The sequence below is a fragment of the Rahnella contaminans genome, assembly GCF_011065485.1.
GTDB lineage: Bacteria > Pseudomonadota > Gammaproteobacteria > Enterobacterales > Enterobacteriaceae > Rahnella > Rahnella contaminans.
The window spans coordinates 287051-304797 of sequence record NZ_JAADJS010000003.1; the positions used below are offsets into that span (position 1 = coordinate 287051).

At 51.2% G+C, this 17747-nt stretch carries 16 protein-coding genes; 9 read left to right on the forward strand and 7 right to left on the reverse strand.

Annotated elements, in window-relative coordinates:
* Window positions 1–7: 7 nt before the first annotated feature.
* The 3 genes from GW579_RS16025 to GW579_RS16035 form a co-directional block, all read right to left on the reverse strand.
* The gene (locus GW579_RS16025; protein ID WP_165060115.1) at window positions 8–1447 is read right to left on the reverse strand and encodes a glycoside hydrolase family 32 protein; all 1440 of its coding nucleotides are present in this window, start codon (window positions 1445–1447) and stop codon (window positions 8–10) included.
* Window positions 1444–2694 carry an MFS transporter gene (locus tag GW579_RS16030; RefSeq protein ID WP_165060117.1) on the reverse strand — a complete coding sequence of 417 codons (1251 nt, stop codon included), beginning with the start codon at window positions 2692–2694 and terminating at the stop codon, window positions 1444–1446. Before GW579_RS16030 ends, GW579_RS16025 begins: the two co-directional genes overlap by 4 nt.
* Before the next feature lie 218 nt (window positions 2695–2912).
* On the reverse strand, window positions 2913–3773 hold the full coding sequence (locus GW579_RS16035; protein ID WP_152326601.1) for a hypothetical protein: 861 nt from the start codon (window positions 3771–3773) through the stop codon (window positions 2913–2915).
* 498 nt (window positions 3774–4271) lie between these two features.
* Between GW579_RS16035 and GW579_RS16040 the strand changes: the two genes are divergently transcribed.
* The 4 genes from GW579_RS16040 (at window position 4272) to GW579_RS16055 (ending at window position 9660) form a co-directional block, all read left to right on the forward strand.
* On the forward strand, window positions 4272–5084 hold the full coding sequence (locus GW579_RS16040) for a fimbrial protein (RefSeq protein ID WP_165060119.1): 813 nt from the start codon (window positions 4272–4274) through the stop codon (window positions 5082–5084).
* Window positions 5085–5172: 88 nt separating this feature from the next.
* Complete coding sequence (locus GW579_RS16045; protein WP_165060121.1) at window positions 5173–5673, forward strand: CS1 type fimbrial major subunit; 501 nt, start codon at window positions 5173–5175, stop codon at window positions 5671–5673.
* A 75-nt stretch (window positions 5674–5748) separates the two neighbouring features.
* Entirely contained in the window at window positions 5749–8487 is a 2739-nt protein-coding gene (locus GW579_RS16050) for a TcfC E-set like domain-containing protein (RefSeq protein WP_165060123.1), read from the forward strand.
* Between the two features lie 9 nt (window positions 8488–8496).
* Window positions 8497–9660, forward strand: coding sequence for a CfaE/CblD family pilus tip adhesin (locus GW579_RS16055; protein ID WP_165060125.1), 1164 nt, complete (start codon window positions 8497–8499; stop codon window positions 9658–9660).
* Window positions 9661–9704: 44 nt separating this feature from the next.
* On the opposite strand, the gene GW579_RS16060 is transcribed toward GW579_RS16055, so the two are convergent.
* From GW579_RS16060 to GW579_RS16075, 4 genes are all read right to left on the reverse strand, one after another.
* Window positions 9705–10295, reverse strand: a complete 591-nt coding sequence (locus GW579_RS16060; RefSeq protein ID WP_165060126.1) for a LuxR family transcriptional regulator — start codon at window positions 10293–10295, stop codon at window positions 9705–9707.
* Window positions 10296–10521: 226 nt separating this feature from the next.
* Entirely contained in the window at window positions 10522–10788 is a 267-nt protein-coding gene (locus GW579_RS16065) for a pentapeptide MXKDX repeat protein (RefSeq protein WP_165060128.1), read from the reverse strand.
* A gap of 50 nt (window positions 10789–10838) precedes the next feature.
* Window positions 10839–11642: a molybdopterin-dependent oxidoreductase gene (locus GW579_RS16070; protein WP_165060130.1), complete on the reverse strand. Its 804-nt coding sequence runs from the start codon at window positions 11640–11642 to the stop codon at window positions 10839–10841.
* 9 nt (window positions 11643–11651) lie between these two features.
* Window positions 11652–12278, reverse strand: a complete 627-nt coding sequence (locus tag GW579_RS16075; RefSeq protein ID WP_165060132.1) for a cytochrome b/b6 domain-containing protein — start codon at window positions 12276–12278, stop codon at window positions 11652–11654.
* Between the two features lie 154 nt (window positions 12279–12432).
* Between GW579_RS16075 and GW579_RS16080 the strand changes: the two genes are divergently transcribed.
* The 5 genes from GW579_RS16080 (at window position 12433) to GW579_RS16100 (ending at window position 17722) form a co-directional block, all read left to right on the forward strand.
* Window positions 12433–13155, forward strand: coding sequence for a response regulator transcription factor (locus GW579_RS16080; RefSeq protein WP_165060134.1), 723 nt, complete (start codon window positions 12433–12435; stop codon window positions 13153–13155).
* A 3-nt stretch (window positions 13156–13158) separates the two neighbouring features.
* The gene (locus GW579_RS16085; RefSeq protein ID WP_165060136.1) at window positions 13159–14625 is read left to right on the forward strand and encodes a sensor histidine kinase; all 1467 of its coding nucleotides are present in this window, start codon (window positions 13159–13161) and stop codon (window positions 14623–14625) included.
* Between the two features lie 232 nt (window positions 14626–14857).
* On the forward strand, window positions 14858–16354 hold the full coding sequence (locus GW579_RS16090; protein ID WP_165060139.1) for a UbiD family decarboxylase: 1497 nt from the start codon (window positions 14858–14860) through the stop codon (window positions 16352–16354).
* Between the two features lie 31 nt (window positions 16355–16385).
* On the forward strand, window positions 16386–16952 hold the full coding sequence (locus tag GW579_RS16095; RefSeq protein WP_152326589.1) for a UbiX family flavin prenyltransferase: 567 nt from the start codon (window positions 16386–16388) through the stop codon (window positions 16950–16952).
* A gap of 56 nt (window positions 16953–17008) precedes the next feature.
* The gene (locus tag GW579_RS16100) at window positions 17009–17722 is read left to right on the forward strand and encodes a DUF554 domain-containing protein (RefSeq protein ID WP_152326588.1); all 714 of its coding nucleotides are present in this window, start codon (window positions 17009–17011) and stop codon (window positions 17720–17722) included.
* Window positions 17723–17747: the final 25 nt, after the last annotated feature.

Below are 17747 nucleotides of genomic sequence, written 5' to 3' on the forward strand. Positions count from 1 at the left end.
CGCATAATCAACCTGCGCTCAGCGTCCAGAAGTCACCCTGAACTAAGGTTGCTTTACCGTATGTAGCAAAAACGGAGAGGGCGCGCTGGCCGGGTTGTGGATAAATTCTGCTGCTGAACGTCGCGTCTCCCTGATTGACGAAAACTTCCACCGACGAACGGTCGATGAAAATGCGTAAATCCAGAAGCTTACCCGGAGGCAGTGCGGTGCTGCGGGCGTCTTTGATCCCGTGCATCGGGAAGTCCCTTTCCAGACAGAGTCTTTGCGCCTGTGTATCCACAAAAAAGGATACGCCTTCGCCGAGTTTTATCCCGAAGCTTTCCGCATCTGACGCGGCCAGATCCCATTGCATGATGATCTCCCCGGTCTGTGCGTCTTCCATCAGAGGGCGTACGTCGTTTCTGAGCACGCAAGGGGTGACCGGATAATGTTCACGGCGCAGCGTCCGAACTTCTTCCACCGGCATCATGCGCACTTTGCCATCACGCAGCGTCAGTTCACGGGGCAATGTCATACAGCCCGCCCAGCCTTCTGCTTTTGACGGCATCACGGATTCCCACATGTCCATCCATGCGATAACAATCCGCCGTCCGTCGGCCGCCGTAAATGACTGCGGCGCGTAGAAATCATGGCCATGATCCAGCTCGGCAAAGCCTTCCGTAATCATGAAGTCCTGGCCCGGTTTCCACGATCCGCGCAGGCATCCGCTCTGGAATAAATTCTGATAATCATAGCCTTGCGCTTTGATCCCTTGCGGAGAACACATCAGAATATGTTCATCGCCGAGCGGAAAGAAATCCGGGCATTCCCACATATAGCCGGTATGGCTGTCCGCTTTGGCCAGTACGCGATCCAGTTCCCACTGTTGCAGGCTCTTGCCTTTATAGAGCAGTACCTGCCCGCAGTCGCTGTCATCGCGCGCGCCGATCACCATCCACCAGCAACCGTTTTCACGCCAGACTTTCGGGTCACGAAAATGCATGATGTTATCCGGCGGGGCGAGCACCACGCCCTGTTTGGTGAAATGAATGCCGTCCTCGCTGGTGGCCAGGCATTGCACTTCGCGGATGGCACTGTCATTGCCTTCACCATTGAGCCAGACATGGCCGGTGTAAATCAGGCTGAGTATGCCGTTGTCATCCACGGCGCTGCCGGAAAAGCAACCATCGCGGTCATCATCGTCGCCCGGCGCCAGCGCAACCGGGAGATGTTGCCAGTTCACCATGTCCTTGCTGACGGCGTGCCCCCAGTGCATTGGCCCCCAGTTTTCACTGAACGGGTGGTGCTGATAAAAAGCGTGGTACAGGCCCTGATGAAAAATCAGACCGTTCGGGTCGTTCATCCAGCCAGCCGGTGGGGCAAGGTGGAAGAGTGGGTAGAATGCATCGCCGCGTTTTTCTGCCGCATCCTGCAAAGCGTGCTCAGCACGTTCAAGTCGCTGTTTCATACGTTTTCGCCCTTTTTAAAGTCCATTGAACAGGGAGTCCGGCTCTTATCACCGGTGAGAAGGAAAGCGGAAATCAGAGTGAGGGAAAGTACCAGCGTGCCCAAAATCATGTAGGTGTCGGCGAAGCCGATCACGTCATAGCCTTTGCCCGCCAGCGGTGAAAATACACTGGCGCAGACCTGCGTAATGAACTGAAAACCCACGAGATAAAGCGTGGCAGAAAGGCGAGGGTCAAAGCGCGTGGTGATGTACTTAAACATGGCGATCAGTAGAATGGGTAATTCCACCGCGTGCAGGAGTTTCATGCACGAAATCGTGACCGCATCGGCGGCCAGTCCGGAACCAAAGACGCGCAGAGCCATAATCAGACCGCTCAGCAACAAGCCGTTTTTAGCGCCAATCTTATTGACCACAAACGGTGCAAGGAACATCCCGCCCGCTTCCAGAAATACCTGGAAGGAATTCAGGAAGCCGTACATCTCGTTGCCGTTTCTGACGTCCGGGAAAAGTGACGCGAAGTACACCGGGAATTGCTGGTCATACACGTTATAAACGCTGACGCCGGTGACAAACACAATCAGCGCCCAAAAGCGGGGCTGGCGGAACAGGTCAATGGCGTCGGACAGGTGCAAATTACCCGGTTTGCCGTACTCGAGCTGGCTCAGAGCATCGGTTTTGACTTCGCGTAATCCCCACAATAACAACAGGAATATCAGCGCGGAACAGGAGCCCATCCAGAAATTAAGATTTGGATTGATGTTAAAGAGCATTCCGGAAAAGAACGTTGCAGCCGCCCAGCCCAGCGATCCCCACATTCTGGCTTTGCCAAACTCGAAGCCTAAAATGCGGCTTACACGTTCGGTGTACGACTCCAGCGCCCCAATTCCGGCAAAAAAAGTGGCGCCGACATAAAGCCCGCCGGCCAACGCACCCGCTAAAATATTGGCCTGTAACAGCGGGGCAAAAATAAAGATGAAAAAGGGGCCACTGAGCAGCAACAAAAAACCAATGGCCCAGAGCAGGTTTTTGCGTAACCCCAGCTTATCCTGAATAAAACCGTACAACGGCTGAGCGCACAGCGCCGTCAGGGCGATGGCAGAAAATAATAATCCGGTGTCAGCACCCCGCAGACCAATCTTCTGACTTAACCAGAGTGAGATAAGCGAGAAGGCTGATGACCAGGTGTAGAAAAAACAAAAAAGTAATCCGCTAAGCAATGTGTAAGGACTTCGGTTGCTGTTCTTCATATGTGTGTCCGTTCATTATTAGAATGTGTAGACCACATTGTTAACGTTAACTTTTAGTTTTTCACAGATGTTGTAGGGCGAGTTTATGATGTTAATCACAAGTGTTAACGTTAACATAATTGAAGTGTGATCTGAACCACAATTTTTGGGGAGTGAGTTTTCAAGCCACCGGTTTTATCCCGCACAGAGGCCCGGAGAGGCCGCACAAAACAACGCAATCAGCAGGGGCGTTGTGTCATATCTGGCAGACCGCTAAGCCCATACTCGACCATCGCCATGTAAACGGAAAAATAGCTGAGCACCATTTGCATGAAGGTCAGATGCAACACGATCGTGTTATTGGCAGAGTCGAGCCTCAGCAGACCACCGGCCTCTGCGGCTTTCAGACATCGTTTAATGTGTGAGCGGGAAACCCCGCATTTTAGCGAAGCTTTCAGATAGTTATACTCGATTACCGCATTCTGCTGACGGATGCTTTCGATGTACAAATCCATCAGCATCATGTGCCCGGCATCCCTGAAAATGAACTCCTTACAATCGGGGACCATATCGAATAAATAGATCTGATTGAGGATGATTTCCGAATACTTCCGAAAATAATCAGCATTGAAATTTTCCATCTTCAGGCAGCGTGAAACATCGAAATCCGGGTACAACATGCCATAGGGGATCATCATGGTATTAATGAGCGCGCGGGTTTCATCCTGCGCTCTTGATGTCACCGTATAGTTCAGCTTTCGTTTATCCAGCGGGTCCTTTTTAACTTCCATTCGCCCGCCCACACGAATAAAGAGCAGGAAAGAGTCAACGGTATTTTCACTGATTAATCCCGTTGTCTTACAAAAGTCTTTCACTTGTCGGAGAGTAGGATTCTCTGTCGTGAAAAAATAGGTCATGACAGCGGTTCCAATAATAAATCGATTGGCTTTGAAAATAACCTTAAAGTAGAGAGGTTTAGTCAGATAAAGTTTAAACATAAGTTTGTAATGTTTCTGCATGACTAACTCTATATCCTTATGCGATTTAATCTCCTCTGCACGATGAGAAATTAAATCCCTGAGTTCTTGTTTGCTCTTCATTTCGTTTCTTACTTTTCCCGATGTCATATTACAAATTAAAAAATATCGCAATTATTACTTAGCGTTAATTTAAGTCGTGTTGAAAAACAGTTTAGAATGCTATATCGCGACGGGGGTATTGCGTGTTTTTGTTAAAAGCTGAAAGGTCTGATTTTCCTCGCTAAGTATAATCCTAACACCGCATTAACGAATTTGCATAAGAGTTGATCTTATTTTGCCCGGTGATATTACTTTTTTAAGTAATGGCATTTTTATTATTTTTAAGATTTTAATTAATGGTTTCATCGGGTTATGTCGGTTTTCTAACGGGAGTTTTTTTAGAGTTATCCCCTCTGGAAAAATTAACCACAAAAATGGACAGTGACTTAACAAACGCCATGTGAGAATTTTCTTATCGCCAGGTTATTCCCGTGGGCTCAGAAGTCCGGATTAACAGGCAGAACCCTCTGGAGAGGGAATCGCCGGCACGTTTTTTAATGGAATTTATAAGGATTTATCATGGATGAGTCACGTCATCAGTCCCTGCGACACAACATTTCTCTTGGGCAATTTTATAAAAAAAAGATTGCCGGGATACTGCGTTTCTCACTGATACCCATGACTTTTTTGGGCATCCATTCTGCCTGTGCAAATATGAGCGTCTATCCGATGGAAGTGGCGCTAAATAATCAGGGCGCGGCGCAGATTCAGACCTTATCTCAAAGCGGTGAGGCGCAGTTTATTAAAGTCAGCATTAAGAAAATTGAGCGTCCGGCGACGCCTTTTGAAAAAGAAATAGCGGTTAATGATGCGGTTTCACCGTCGCTGATTGCCACGCCGGACAAATTCGCCCTGGCTTCGGGTTCGCAGAGAATTATTCGGTTGATCTCGTTACAACCGCCGGAGAAGGAAACTGCGTGGCGTGTTTATTTCGAGGCTGTCGGTGCGCCTGATGAGCTGAAAGATAAATCCGGGCAGGATAATAAAATATCCAATCAGGTCGGCATTAATTTAGTCTGGGGCGTGCTTGTTCATATTCCGCCAAAAACACCGGTATTATCTTTGCGTCAGTTAACGGGCAGCGAAGTAAAAAATAATGGCACAGTGCGCATTGTTATCCGTGAGGTGGGGATCTGCCCGCAAGGAAAAATGAGCGGTAGTTGTGAGTGGAAAAAAGAACATGCCACGGTATACCCGGATGAAACCCTGACATTTAAATCGTGGACGCCTGCGCAATTAAATTCAGCACATGAAATAAGAATTAAATATGTTGATCAGAATTCGAAAAGCCTGAATGAGTACGCTATCGAAAACACAGTCAGCATGTTCTAAGGGAATAACAACCTGTTTGTTATGAGACGGTTCATTACCGACGAGACGGTCATTAAAGACCATTACATGGATTTTCATGGAGCTACAAATGCAAAAATTAATTAAACCTCTTTTCATCGCAACAGTATTAACGGCTGCATTTAATGCACAGGCTGTGCAGAAAGATATTACTGTGAATGCCAACGTCGATGCCACAGTGGATATGACGCAGGCGGACGGTACCGCATTACCTGGCACGATTAATATGCAATATATCCCGGGCCGTGGTCTGTCTACCTATTCACTGGACACCAGGATCTGGTCTAACTCTTCTACCGCAAGCATTAACGTTGCGCTGGTCAGTGCTGCGCAGTTAAACGAAGCGGTCAGCGGCACTGCGGTACCGCTGAAAGTGACGCTGGGTGCAGATCTTAAACCGATCACCACGACCTCAACGACCCTGACTTATGCCTCATTATTCCCGGCGGGTACGACGAACGGTTCTTCAGTATTGCCTTTGAAAATCTCTCCGGCAACCGTTGCACCTCTGGCGACCGGCACTTATTCCGGCGTTGTCAGCCTGCTGATCACACAGGCGACATCAAGCTGATTTGCCTGAGTTGACTGATCGATTATTTCGGGGGGCAGTCTGCCCCCTTATTATTCTTTTCAGCAGGACGCTGTAATGAAGGTCAATATTCGCGTTGTATTAATAGCCTCTTTCATTACCCTGATCCCCTCTCTTTCTGTCCGCGCAGCGACACAGGTCCCGCCGGGTTTTGAATCGCTGGTGACCGGGCAGACTCTGTGGGTCAATCTTTCTGTCTACGGACAATCGCTCGGGCTTTTTGAAGCCACCGTTTCCCTGGACACCGTGACATTCCTGAAGCCTGAAGATGTCGCCCGTGCGGTTATGCAGCACTATCAGAAGAACCCGCAGCAGGAAAAGCACTTAGACGGCCTGATCCGTCAGCCTCTGGCGCGCAACGGCAATCTGGCTTGCAGCAGTAACGGCGGGGTGGCCGGATGTGACTATCTGGATACAGATTCTGTCGCCGTTATCTATGACGAGAATAATGCCAAAGTCGCGCTGTTCCTCGGCCCGGAATTTATTCCGCTTTCCGCAGGCAATGCCTCGCCCTATTACGAACAGACCGCCGAAACCGAAGCGGCATTTATTCATCAGCAAAATATCAATTTCGTGACTAACAGCGGCGACCAGACGTTATCCCTGCAAGGCGCGGGCGCACTGGGTTTGACGCAAAACAGCTATGCCGGTGTTGACTGGGATTACCTTGCGCAGAAATACCGTCAGCAGAATCATCAGGAAGTTCGTTTCAATAACGCCTTTCTGCGTCGTGACCTGGGCAAACGCTACTACGTTCAGGCCGGACGCATGGATTCGCGGGACATTTTCAGCAACGCTGGCGGAAACATCACACTAAGCCAGTTACCGCTCAGCACCATCGAAGGTGCGCGCGTAGGTTCCACACTGGCCTGGGTGAACAGTACTCAGGCCGCACAGGGCACGCCGGTGACAGTATTCATTACCCGCCCGTCGCGCATTGATGCCTATCGTGATCAGCAATTGCTGGGCACTTTTTACCTGAATGCGGGCACGCAAAACCTCGATACCACGGCTTTCCCTAACGGCAGCTACACCGTGACGCTGCGTGTGTATGAAGACAATCAGTTGTCGCGCACTGAACAGGTGCCTTTCAGCCGGACAGGCAGTTCCACCAGTCAAAACGTTGAGTGGTTTGTACAGGGTGGCGCTATTCCCGGACGGGAGGGGCAAAGTAACGGCGCGGAATCGCAAAATGGCGCCGATCGCCGCGTAGTTCAGGCGGGGATCAAAGTCCCGCTGAACCTGGAGACCGCGCTGACCGGCGGTGTCGCGATGACGAACCGTAACCATTTTGTCGAAAGCGCCCTCGACTGGAGCCATGGATTCGACAACGCACTTCTCGACGGCATTCTTGCCACCCGCTTCAGCTATCTGAAAGGCAGTGAAGGCTCACGCGGCAATATTCAGCAGATTTCGTATAACGACGGTTTCTCTCTCAGTTTCTACCGCAGTGCGCTGTTTGCGCAGGATTGCTACAGCAACAATGGCGGGCAATATGGTTTCAGCGGTTGCTACCAGAGCAGCAGCCTGATGTTCAGCGTGCCGGTTAAAAGCTGGTATGTGAACGCCGGTTACAGTGCCAGTGAGAATGAAGGCCGCAATGTTATCCCGGCGTTTCGCGATGAAAACGATGTCGTGCCGGTATGGACCCGCCGCAATATTTACAGCAAAACGAAAACCACGACATGGCAGGCCGGGCTCGGGCGCGGATTCAGTTTCAACGGAATCAACATCAACACCAGCGGCAACCTTTTTACACGAACTAACAGTACCGGTATGAAACGTGATAACGGGGGATTCTTGTCCGTTTCCCTTTCGCGCGTCAGCACGCCGACGATTGATGCGCGCTCGAACTACAGCTCGCTGGGCATGACGTATCAGTCAGATCGCAGCAATAAAAATCAGCTCGGCTACAACGTGGCGCAGAACTGGTATTTCGATGCGCAGAACCAGCAGGAAATCGGTGTGAATCTCAACGGCAATCAGGAGAACACCCTGAATGCCTCGGTTTACGGTAAAGCCGGCGGCGAATACGGCAATGGCAGCCTGGCGGTAAGTTCGGCGTCATCCGGTTCGTCCGGCCAGCGTTTCAGCAGCAGTGGCAGCTATAACTCCTCACTGGCCGTGGCACGATCGGGCCTGTACTGGGGAAAATGGGGCAACGGTTTACCGGGGGCTGCGGTGGGGCTGAACGTCGAGAGTACGGATGACAGCCGTGATACCCGTGTGGATGTCTCGGTTGACGGAGCAGGCAGTGCCAGCCTGCACGGCACAGGCCGCACATTATTCAGCGTTCCGGCTTACACGCAAAGCCATATCAGCATTAATGATTCCATCGAATCAACTGCCGGTATGCGCAGTGAAATTACTCAGGGTGCCGGACGCCGCGCGCTGTTTATCCCGCCGGGCCGGATGCTGGTTGGCAAGGTGAATATCGTTTCGCGTTACACCTATCTCGGCAGATTGATGGTCAATCAGCAAACGCCGCTTGAAGGCGCAATTCCGCTCAATGTTGTCAGCTGGTCAAGTTTAGGGCAGGGAGGATTTACTGCTGAAACCGATCACCGCATGAAAGATTTATACATGGCGCGCGGGATGCAGATGTATCGCTGTGAAATGAAGGTAAAAAGCACGCACGACGTCGTGCGCTACGTCGGAGATACCGGTTGCGAAACGATCAGCCTTGCATCAGTGCCGCAGAACGTTCAGCAGCAGGCAAAAATGCTGATCGCCACGCGGCGTGCTGACGATGTCCCTCTGGCACGTGAGCAGTCTTTCCGGCAGGAACAACAATAAGGATTTTGTATGCAACTCAGATTTATCGCGGGGCTGGCGCTGGTCGGGTGGATGACAGGCGTTCAGGTGCAGGCGGCAACGCTTACGCCATCGGGACGTAACACCAGCGTGGCGGTCACGTTCGACCGGATGTCTGTGCCAGCGCAGTTGCCGATCTGGACGAACGAAAACGGGGGATATGACACGAATGACGCGCCGAAATGGGGACGAAATACGCTGGTTTGTCAGTCACGCACCAGCAATCAGTATGGTGCCTGCCCGACATTCCCCGTCTGGCTCGAAGCTACGCCTGCTCCCTATCCTGTGCCGGTCACTTTCACCGAAAGCACCACAAAACAGACGCTTGTGCTGAATATCTACCTCACCAAACGCAGATCGTTGAATAACGTGGTGGTGGCCTCCAACCTGGTGCCGCTGAATGCGTTCGGTGGGGCGGTGACGCCGCGTGGTGACGGGACGGACTATTCTGCTTATCTGCCGTCGGCTGAATTAAGTAAATTTCCGTCGGCCGGAACCTGGAGTGCGACCCTGAAAATGTCGCTGATGCAGTGGCCAGCAACCTGCACCGGTAACTCCCAGAATGTCAGCGTCGGTTGTACCAATGCGACAAAGTTAGCCGACTGGATTGCTACCCTGGCGTTTAACGTCACGGATTACGGCAACCAGCAGATCTACCTGCCTGAGTTTGGTAATGCGGCCGCCAATGTGGATTTGGGACTGAAAATATTTCCCGGCGGGCGCGGCACAACGAATGTAACGGGCAGACGCTCACTGGATATGTGTTTGTACGATGGCAATAATTCGGACAGCAACCGGGTGAGTTTAATCCTTCAGGATGAAGGCTCCGCCGCGCCCTCCCGCGCCACCGGGTTGTTCTCGGTATATCGCAAGGGCGGGGATAAAAATCTGGCGCAAGATCGTCTGGATTATTCCGTTGAAGTGGTTAACCCGCTGACCAAAGGGCGGCAGGTGGTACAAAACGGCAGTGAGATCGTCTGGAGCGGGACGAATAAAGGAATATTGCGACGCGTCGTCTTACCGGGCCAGAGAAATTCTGTGTTATGTGTTCCCGCTCCCATGGAATTAGTCACCCCGTCTTTCACCTTATCGTCGAAAACAGCGGGGCGCTATAGCGGAACGCTCAGAATTATTTATACCCCGACGACGCAATAATACATTTCAGACAAAATGAGCCACTCAGTAAAATGGGCGGCTTATCAGTTGAGAATAAAAGATTTATACAAATGAAGTGTGTTTTTTAAATTGAGCTTCTTCACCAAATTAGCCTGGTAGCTGTAGAGCGCTTTCGGTTTTTTACGGGTCACTCTTGCCACGCCGTCTATTGAACCTTTTGTAAATAAACAACGTAAGAAGATTATCTCATTTTCATTTAACTCATTTTGGGCATGAATGGCAAAAGGCCTGGGGGTCTTTGTTTCATTTTTAATGATTCTGTTTATTAAGCTCAGGATGATTGCGGGAGGCAGTTTCTTATCTACAAAAAAGTCTACATGCATACTGTTTTTGTTGAAATTAAAGGGTTTTTTGTTTTTGTCAGAAAAAAGGATTAACTTCACGCCGAACTTTCTCTTCAGCTCCGCCAGGCGTTCTGCGCAGGTGAGTGCGGTAAGAAAGTGCGCGGGAAAGTCGAAAATAACAAATAATGGAGGCTGGAAGAACATTTCGGTTTGGGAGAGAATGTTATCAATGTCCCGTATATCACTGCAACAATGAATGTTTAATTCGTTTATCAGTGATGCTAATCCCTGCTGATGAAAAGCAGACTGGTCTATATAAATAACATTCATCTTTTATAATTCCTTTTATGATTTCATGTTTCATAATATCTCCGGAACGGATGAAGTTGAATGTCCATTTTTGGTGTTATTACTGCATGCGCTTTTGTTTTTCGCGATTTATCTGAAGGTCATTGTATTTAAAATGACAATTCATATTTGAGTTGAAAGCAGAAGCCGCCCTCAGACGGCTTTTACAAAGAATGCATGACCCTTTGAATTTAAAAATGCATTCGGATTACTGGCTCATCGCATCTTTTTTCATGGCATCTTTCGACATGCTGTCTTTCTTCATTGCGTCTTTGGACATTTTGTCTTTCGACATACAGTCTTTGCCCATGCTGTCTTTCGCCATCGAGTCTTTGCTCATGCTGTCCTTTTTCATGCAGTCTTTGGACATATGGCTCATGCTGTCTTTTTTCATCATCGCGTCAGCGGCGTAGGTGGTGCTCACTGCGCCCATCATCAGACAGGCAGACATCATCATTACGGTTAACTTTTTCATGGGGTATTCCTTTTCTCTGTTGGGTTTTATTGAGATCGTCGTCATGTGTTCTAACTTCCACCAAACCAGTTGTAGCCCTGATCTTCCCAGTAGCCACCGGTGAATTTATTGGTAATTTCAATCACTTCGATGTGTTTGGGGTTCTTGTAACCGAGCTTGGTCGGCATCCTGAGCTTCATCGGGAAACCGTATTTGCGCGGTAAAATCTGTCCGTCATAGGTCAGCGCCAGCAACGTCTGCGGATGCAGCGCTGTTGCCATATCAATGCTGGTGTAATACTCGTCGGCACATTTGAAACTGACGTATTCCGCGGTGAGGTCGGCACCAATCAGCCGTAAAAAATCACCAAACGGCACGCCGCCCCATTTGCCAATTGCGCTCCAGCCTTCCACGCAGATATGCCGCGTCACCTGGCTGACCTGCGCCATTTTGTAGAGGGTTGGCAACGACCATTCACGTTTATCCAGCGCCAGCCCGGCGATTTTCAGGCGATAGGTCAGGCCGTCAACTTCCGGGGCATCGTCTTCGGCGTAAAACGCATTAAACGGAAACGGGCGGGTGATCATGGATTCGGCATACACCGGCGCAAGGCGCGTTGAGCCAAACAGCCAGCCCTGAACGCGGTCGTTGAAGCCGGAAATTTTCCCCAGTGCGGTTTCCACGCTGGCGTTATCGCTGATGTCGCAGCCGGTCAGCATGGCAATGCCGCCGAGCGTCAGCCCGCGTTGCAAAAACAGTCGGCGCGAGGGCGCGTCGAGTTCGCGGATAATCTGTTTTTTAGCTTCCTGCACAATCGCTTCACTGTCCGACGTGCTGAAAATCTGAACGATGCTTTTTTTGATGATGTTCTTCATATTCAGCCCTTAACGTCCGCGGATCATGGCGATCAGCGTTTTTGGCACCAGCGCCACCATGATTAAATGCAGCACGACAAACCCGACTAACGACGCCATCGCTAAAAAGTGGACGTAGCGCGCGGTGTCGTAACCGCCCATCAGTTCGCGCAGTAACGGAAACTGTACCGATTTCCACACCACCAGCCCGGAAAGCACCAGCACGATGCCGTCGAACATCACGAACACATACGCCGCGCGCTGCACCATGTTGTAGTGGCGTAAATCGTTGTGTTGCAGCTTGCCGCGCAGGGCCGCACGCAAATCGTTGAAAATGCCGCGCGGGGTCAGCGGCCAGAATTTTCGTTTCATCCGGCCGGTCAGAATGTTCATCAGCAGATAAAACAGACCGTTAAAACCGAACAGCCACATCCCGGCGAAATGCCACTGGATTGCGCCGCCCAGCCAGCCGCCAAGGGTGACGGTGGAAGGGAAATCAAAATCAAACAGCGGCGACGCGTTATAAATCTGCCAGCCGCTGGTCACCATAATCAGCACCGCCAGCGCATTCAGCCAGTGCGCAAGACGCAGCCATAAAGGATGAACGGTGGCCGGTTTTTGCCCCGCGACCTGAGGGATTTCTGTGTGAATTGTCATGATGCGTTTCCGCCATCTGCCCGGTGATGTAGCGAGTATTGAGCGGATTTGTTCCCCGAGACCTCACGCAAAGTTAAATAAAATGTGATAACTCAAGGGTCATTGCTTGTGTAGACTCAAACGATATGAGGACGCCACGCGGTGGGATAACAAAATGGATAAAACGAAAAAAATCCTGATCGTTGAAGACGACGGGGATATTGCGGAACTGCTGAGCCTGCATCTGCGTGACGAAGGTTATGAAATTACACATGCGGCGGACGGCAATCTCGGCGTCGCTCATCTGGAAAAAGGCGGCTGGGATGCGCTGATCCTGGATCTGATGTTGCCCGGCATGGACGGGCTGGAAATCTGCCGCCGCGCGCGCAACATGACGCGCTACACGCCCATCATCATTATCAGCGCCCGTTCCAGCGAAGTGCATCGCGTGCTCGGGCTGGAACTGGGAGCCGATGATTATCTGGCAAAACCGTTCTCCATGCTGGAACTGGTGGCGCGGGTGAAAGCGCTGTTCCGCCGTCAGGAAGCGATGAGCCGCAACCTGAAAATGGATGCCGGAACGCTGAGTTTTGCCGGGCTGGTTATCGACCCGATTGCGCGCGAAGTGATGCTCAATCATCAGCCGGTAGAACTGACGCCGCGTGAGTTTGATTTGCTGTACTTTTTTGCCAAAAACCCCGGCAAAGTGTTCTCACGCCTGAGCCTGTTAAATCAGGTCTGGGGCTACGAGCACGAAGGGTATGAACATACGGTGAACACCCATATCAACCGGCTGCGCATCAAGATAGAAGCCAATCCGGCCGAGCCGGAACGCATTCTGACCGTCTGGGGAAAAGGCTATAAATTCGTGTCTTCGGCTGAAGATGCGCAAGGGTAAATCATGAAAAATCTCACGCTGGCGCAAAGACTGACTCTGGTGTTTACGGTGCTGCTGATCGCCTGCTGCGCGCTTTCCGGCTATATGCAGGTGCGCTCGAGCAATCAGTACAGCCAGTCGGTGATCCAGCGGCTGTCCGCGAATCTGGCGACGCAGATTGCGGCCAATAATCCGCTGCTCAGTCAGGGTGACTGGGATCCAAAAGCCGTGCATTCGCTGTTTGATCAGCTGATGGCGGTGAACCCGAGTGTGGAAGTGTATCTGCTGGATAAAGACGGCAAGATAGTGGGCAACGCGGCACCGGCAGGGCGTCTGAAAACCGATAAAGTCGATCTGACGCCGGTTAACGCGCTGCTTGAGGGCGCGAATATGCCGGTTTACGGCGACAATCCGCGTGATCCGCAAAACCGTCAGGTGTTTTCGGCGGCACCGCTCAAAGAACACGGTGTGACCAAAGGTTACGTGTATATCGTGCTGCTCGGCGATGAATACACCGCGCTGACCAGCGATGCGCAATACCAGTCTTCCATTGCACTGGCGCTGCGTTCCATGGGGCTGGTGGCGCTGTTTGGTTTACTGGCGGGTGCGCTGGCGTTTCGCTGGGTGACGCGTCCGGTGCGTAAACTGACGCAGCAGATTGCGCAGCTCGACAGCGGCGGAATGGACGCCATTCAGGCGCTGGCAAAAAGTCCGACGCCTGCCGGTGCGCCGCGCGATGAAGTATCGCAGCTGCAACAGGCGTTTGTCGCGCTGGCAAAACGCATCGACCAGCAGTGGCAAAGCCTGATGGTGCAGGATCAGCAGCGCCGTGAATTTATCGCCAATATTTCCCACGATTTGCGCACGCCGCTGACCTCACTGCACGGTTATCTCGAAACGCTGTCGGTGAAATCCGATCATCTGAGCAACGAAGACCGGCAGCGGTATCTGAATATTGCGCTGACGCAAAGTAAAAAAGTCGGGCGGCTGGCGCAGGAATTATTTGAACTGGCGCGCCTGGAATATGGCGTGGTGAAACCGCAGAAAGAGCCGTTTTCCCTGAGCGAACTGGTGCAGGACGTCTTCCAGAAATTTGAGCTGGCGACCGAAACGCGCGGGCAGAAATTGCTGGCAGATATCACGCCGGGTATTCCGCTGGTGAATGCCGATCTGGGCATGATTGAACGCGTGCTGACGAACCTGCTGGATAATGCCATCCGCCACACGCCGGAAGGCGGCGTTATTGAGATTAAACTGTGGAAAAACGGCGAACAGGTTATGGTACAGCTCAAAGACACCGGGCCAGGCATTGCCCCGGAGCTGAAAGACAGCCTGTTTGTGAGGCCTTCAATTCTCAGCACCAATAAACACCGCGCGGGCGGGCTGGGGCTGATGATTGTGCGCCGTATTTTGCAACTTCACGGCGGGGATATCCGGCTGGTTGAGCAACAAAAGCAGGGCGCGTGTTTTCAATTCTCCGTTCCGCTCTAAACTCCCTTCTTTTTAATTTGCGTTACGCTGTGACCGGCGTAACGCAAATATCCTGTTTTATTGTCACAAAGTTATTATTATGTATTCCTAAGTGTTAAATAATAATTTAATTTTATAACGTAAACCAAAAAGGTTTAGTCTGTATATTTAAACGGTACTTTTTGATTTATATTCAGGCCGATATATTAACCACGACGAATAAATACTTTCTCATTATTACGTGGAATATATTATGTCTAAGAAAGAAACCCACCCTCAAAATAATAAAGTGCACGATCTGCGCTCCGCTATTGAATTCCTTGAAAGCCTGCCAGGCGAAATGGTCAGCACCGATGTGGAAGTCGATCCGCATGCGGAATTGTCCGGCGTTTACCGTTATGTTGGTGCCGGTGGAACCTGCGAACGTCCGACCCGCAAAGGCCCCGCGATGATGTTTAACAACATCAAAGGTTTTCCGGGCGTCCGTGTCGTGACCGGCCTGATGTCGACCCGCGAACGCGTCGGCCATCTGCTGGACTGCGCGCCGGAAAAACTCGGTTTTCTGCTGAAAAACTCCGTGAAAAATGCCATCGCACCCGTTGTTATCGACCGCGGCACTGCGCAATGTCAGGAAGTCACGTATCTGGCCGATGACCCGAACTTTGACCTGCGTACCTTGCTGCCCGCGCCGACCAACACCGAAGAAGATGCCGGTCCGTATTTCACCATGGGCATGTGCTACGCGTCTGACCCGGAAACCAAAGAGTCCGATGTGACCATTCACCGCCTGTGCATCCAGAGCCGTGACGAACTGTCGATGTGGCTGACACCGGGCCGTCATATCGACGCATTCCGTGAAAAAGCGGAACGTGCGGGCAAACCGCTGCCAATTTCTATCAGTATCGGCGTGGATCCGGCGATTGAAATTGCGGCCTGTTTCGAGCCACCGACCACGCCGCTCGGCTTCAACGAACTGAGCATTGCCGGTGCCTTGCGCGGTAAAGCAGTTGAACTGACACACTGCGTCTCCATCGACGAAAAAGCCATTGCCCACGCTGAAATTGTGATCGAAGGTGAACTGCTGCCAAACGTACGCGTCCGTGAAGATCAGAACACCAATACCGGCAAAGCGATGCCTGAATTCCCGGGTTATACCGGCGAAGCGAAAGCGGCGCTGCCGGTGATTAAAGTGAAAGCGGTCACTCATCGTAAAAACCCAATCCTGCAAACCACATTAGGCCCAAGCGGCGAACATGTCAGCATGGCCGGCATTCCGACCGAAGCCAGTATTCTGGACATGATTGACCGCGCCATGCCGGGCCGCGTGCTGAATGTGAATGCACACACCTCCGGCGGCGGTAAGTTGCTGGCGGTACTGCAATTTAAGAAAGCTTCTCCGGTTGACGAAGGCCGTCAGAGACAAGCCGCGCTGCTGGCGTTTGCCGCTTTCTCCGAGCTGAAACACGTCATTCTGGTCGATGAAGATGTGGATATTTTCGACACCGACGACGTTCTGTGGGCGATGCAAACCCGCTTCCAGGGCGATGTGGATATCGCCACCATTCCCGGCGTGCGCTGCCATCCGCTTGATCCGTCGCAGAACCCGGCATACAGCCCGAGCATTTTGCAGGAAGGGATGTCTTGCAAAACGATCTTCGACTGCACCGTTCCTTTCCACCTGAAAGCGCATTTCGAACGTTCTAAATTTAAAGAAGTCGATGTGAAGAAATTCTTACCCGATTTTAAATAATACGAACGTTAGCATTAATTAAGGATTTGACATGAGTAAACGGCGCATAATTGTGGGGATCAGCGGTGCTTCAGGATTTCAATATGGCATGAAAGCGCTGGAAATATTGCGTGATATGGATATTGATGTGCATCTTATTATCAGTAAAGGTGCCGAGATGACGCGGAGCATGGAAACGGATATTGAAAGAGAAGATGTCACCTGTCTGGCCGACGAAGTTCACTCCATTAATAATCTGGGGGCTTCTGTTTCCAGTGGTTCATATAAAACCATCGGAATGATTATTGCGCCGTGCTCAATGAATACTCTGGGATCTATCGCTCACGGTTTAACCAGTAATTTACTCACCCGCGCGGCGGATGTCGTGTTAAAAGAGCGGCGCAGGTTGGTGCTGATGGTCAGGGAAACACCGCTGAATCTTTCGCATCTGAAGAATATGCAATCGGTGACAGAAATGGGCGGAATTATCTTTCCGCCGGTTCCGGCTCTTTATCACAAACCTGAAAGCGTGGATGACATTATTCACCACAGCGTGGCGCGTGCCCTGGATTTATTTGATCTGGACGTCGCGAATATCAAACGCTGGGGCGAAAACTGAGTGATAAATTCTTTGTGACAACGATAAAAAACAGCCTCTAAATTTGCGGAGTAGAAATGTTAATTGGACCTATTGTTAACAGCGGCGCCATTATCCTCGGCGGCCTGTTAGGGGGCTTTCTTGGCGTAAAAATGCCAGAGCGGTTAAGAACCTCGCTGCCCCAGACCTTTGGTTTATGCTCGATGGCGCTCGGCGTCGTGCTGCTGGTGAAAATGCACAGCATGCCGGTGGTAATCCTGTCGGTGATCCTCGGCGCGGCCATCGGGGAACTGTTTTATCTGGAACGTTACATTGCGCGTCTGGGCAATATGGCGCGCGGGATCGCCTCGCGTTTTGCCCCTGATACCGGCATGGATCAGAGCGTGTTCACCGAAAAATTCGTCGCGATTATTGTCCTGTTCTGCGCCAGCGGCACCGGTATTATCGGCGCAATGACCGAAGGGATGACGCATGATCCGAATATCCTGTTCGTTAAAGCGATTATGGATCTGTTCACGGCGGCTATTTTCGCCACGGTGCTGGGTTATGCGGTGGCGCTGATTTTCATTCCGCAGTGGATTGTGCAATTTCTTATCGCGTCGGCGGCGGTGTTCATTCTTCCGCTGACCAATGCGCAAATGATGGGGGATTTCACGGCAGCAGGGGGCTTTATTATGCTCGCCGCCGGTTTCCGTATCAGCGGAATCAAATCCATCGCAGTAGGAAATTTATTACCGGCGTTAATTCTGGTGATGCCCATCTCACATTACTGGAGCCTCTTTATTCACTGATGAATATCAGCCAAAGCCACTTCAT

What these genes read in the sequence shown, in the direction of transcription:
- GW579_RS16090 (WP_165060139.1), top strand. Translation starts at nt 14,858, where the DNA reads ATGTCTAAGAAAGAAACCCACCCTCAAAATAATAAAGTGCACGATCTG.
- GW579_RS16040 (WP_165060119.1), top strand. Translation starts at nt 4,272, where the DNA reads ATGGATGAGTCACGTCATCAGTCCCTGCGACACAACATTTCTCTTGGG.
- GW579_RS16030 (WP_165060117.1), bottom strand. Translation starts at nt 2,694, where the DNA reads ATGAAGAACAGCAACCGAAGTCCTTACACATTGCTTAGCGGATTACTT.
- GW579_RS16100 (WP_152326588.1), top strand. Translation starts at nt 17,009, where the DNA reads ATGTTAATTGGACCTATTGTTAACAGCGGCGCCATTATCCTCGGCGGC.
- GW579_RS16095 (WP_152326589.1), top strand. Translation starts at nt 16,386, where the DNA reads ATGAGTAAACGGCGCATAATTGTGGGGATCAGCGGTGCTTCAGGATTT.
- GW579_RS16050 (WP_165060123.1), top strand. Translation starts at nt 5,749, where the DNA reads ATGAAGGTCAATATTCGCGTTGTATTAATAGCCTCTTTCATTACCCTG.
- GW579_RS16025 (WP_165060115.1), bottom strand. Translation starts at nt 1,447, where the DNA reads ATGAAACAGCGACTTGAACGTGCTGAGCACGCTTTGCAGGATGCGGCA.
- GW579_RS16060 (WP_165060126.1), bottom strand. Translation starts at nt 10,295, where the DNA reads ATGAATGTTATTTATATAGACCAGTCTGCTTTTCATCAGCAGGGATTA.
- GW579_RS16075 (WP_165060132.1), bottom strand. Translation starts at nt 12,278, where the DNA reads ATGACAATTCACACAGAAATCCCTCAGGTCGCGGGGCAAAAACCGGCC.
- GW579_RS16055 (WP_165060125.1), top strand. Translation starts at nt 8,497, where the DNA reads ATGCAACTCAGATTTATCGCGGGGCTGGCGCTGGTCGGGTGGATGACA.
- GW579_RS16080 (WP_165060134.1), top strand. Translation starts at nt 12,433, where the DNA reads ATGGATAAAACGAAAAAAATCCTGATCGTTGAAGACGACGGGGATATT.
- GW579_RS16065 (WP_165060128.1), bottom strand. Translation starts at nt 10,788, where the DNA reads ATGAAAAAGTTAACCGTAATGATGATGTCTGCCTGTCTGATGATGGGC.
- GW579_RS16070 (WP_165060130.1), bottom strand. Translation starts at nt 11,642, where the DNA reads ATGAAGAACATCATCAAAAAAAGCATCGTTCAGATTTTCAGCACGTCG.
- GW579_RS16085 (WP_165060136.1), top strand. Translation starts at nt 13,159, where the DNA reads ATGAAAAATCTCACGCTGGCGCAAAGACTGACTCTGGTGTTTACGGTG.
- GW579_RS16035 (WP_152326601.1), bottom strand. Translation starts at nt 3,773, where the DNA reads ATGAAGAGCAAACAAGAACTCAGGGATTTAATTTCTCATCGTGCAGAG.
- GW579_RS16045 (WP_165060121.1), top strand. Translation starts at nt 5,173, where the DNA reads ATGCAAAAATTAATTAAACCTCTTTTCATCGCAACAGTATTAACGGCT.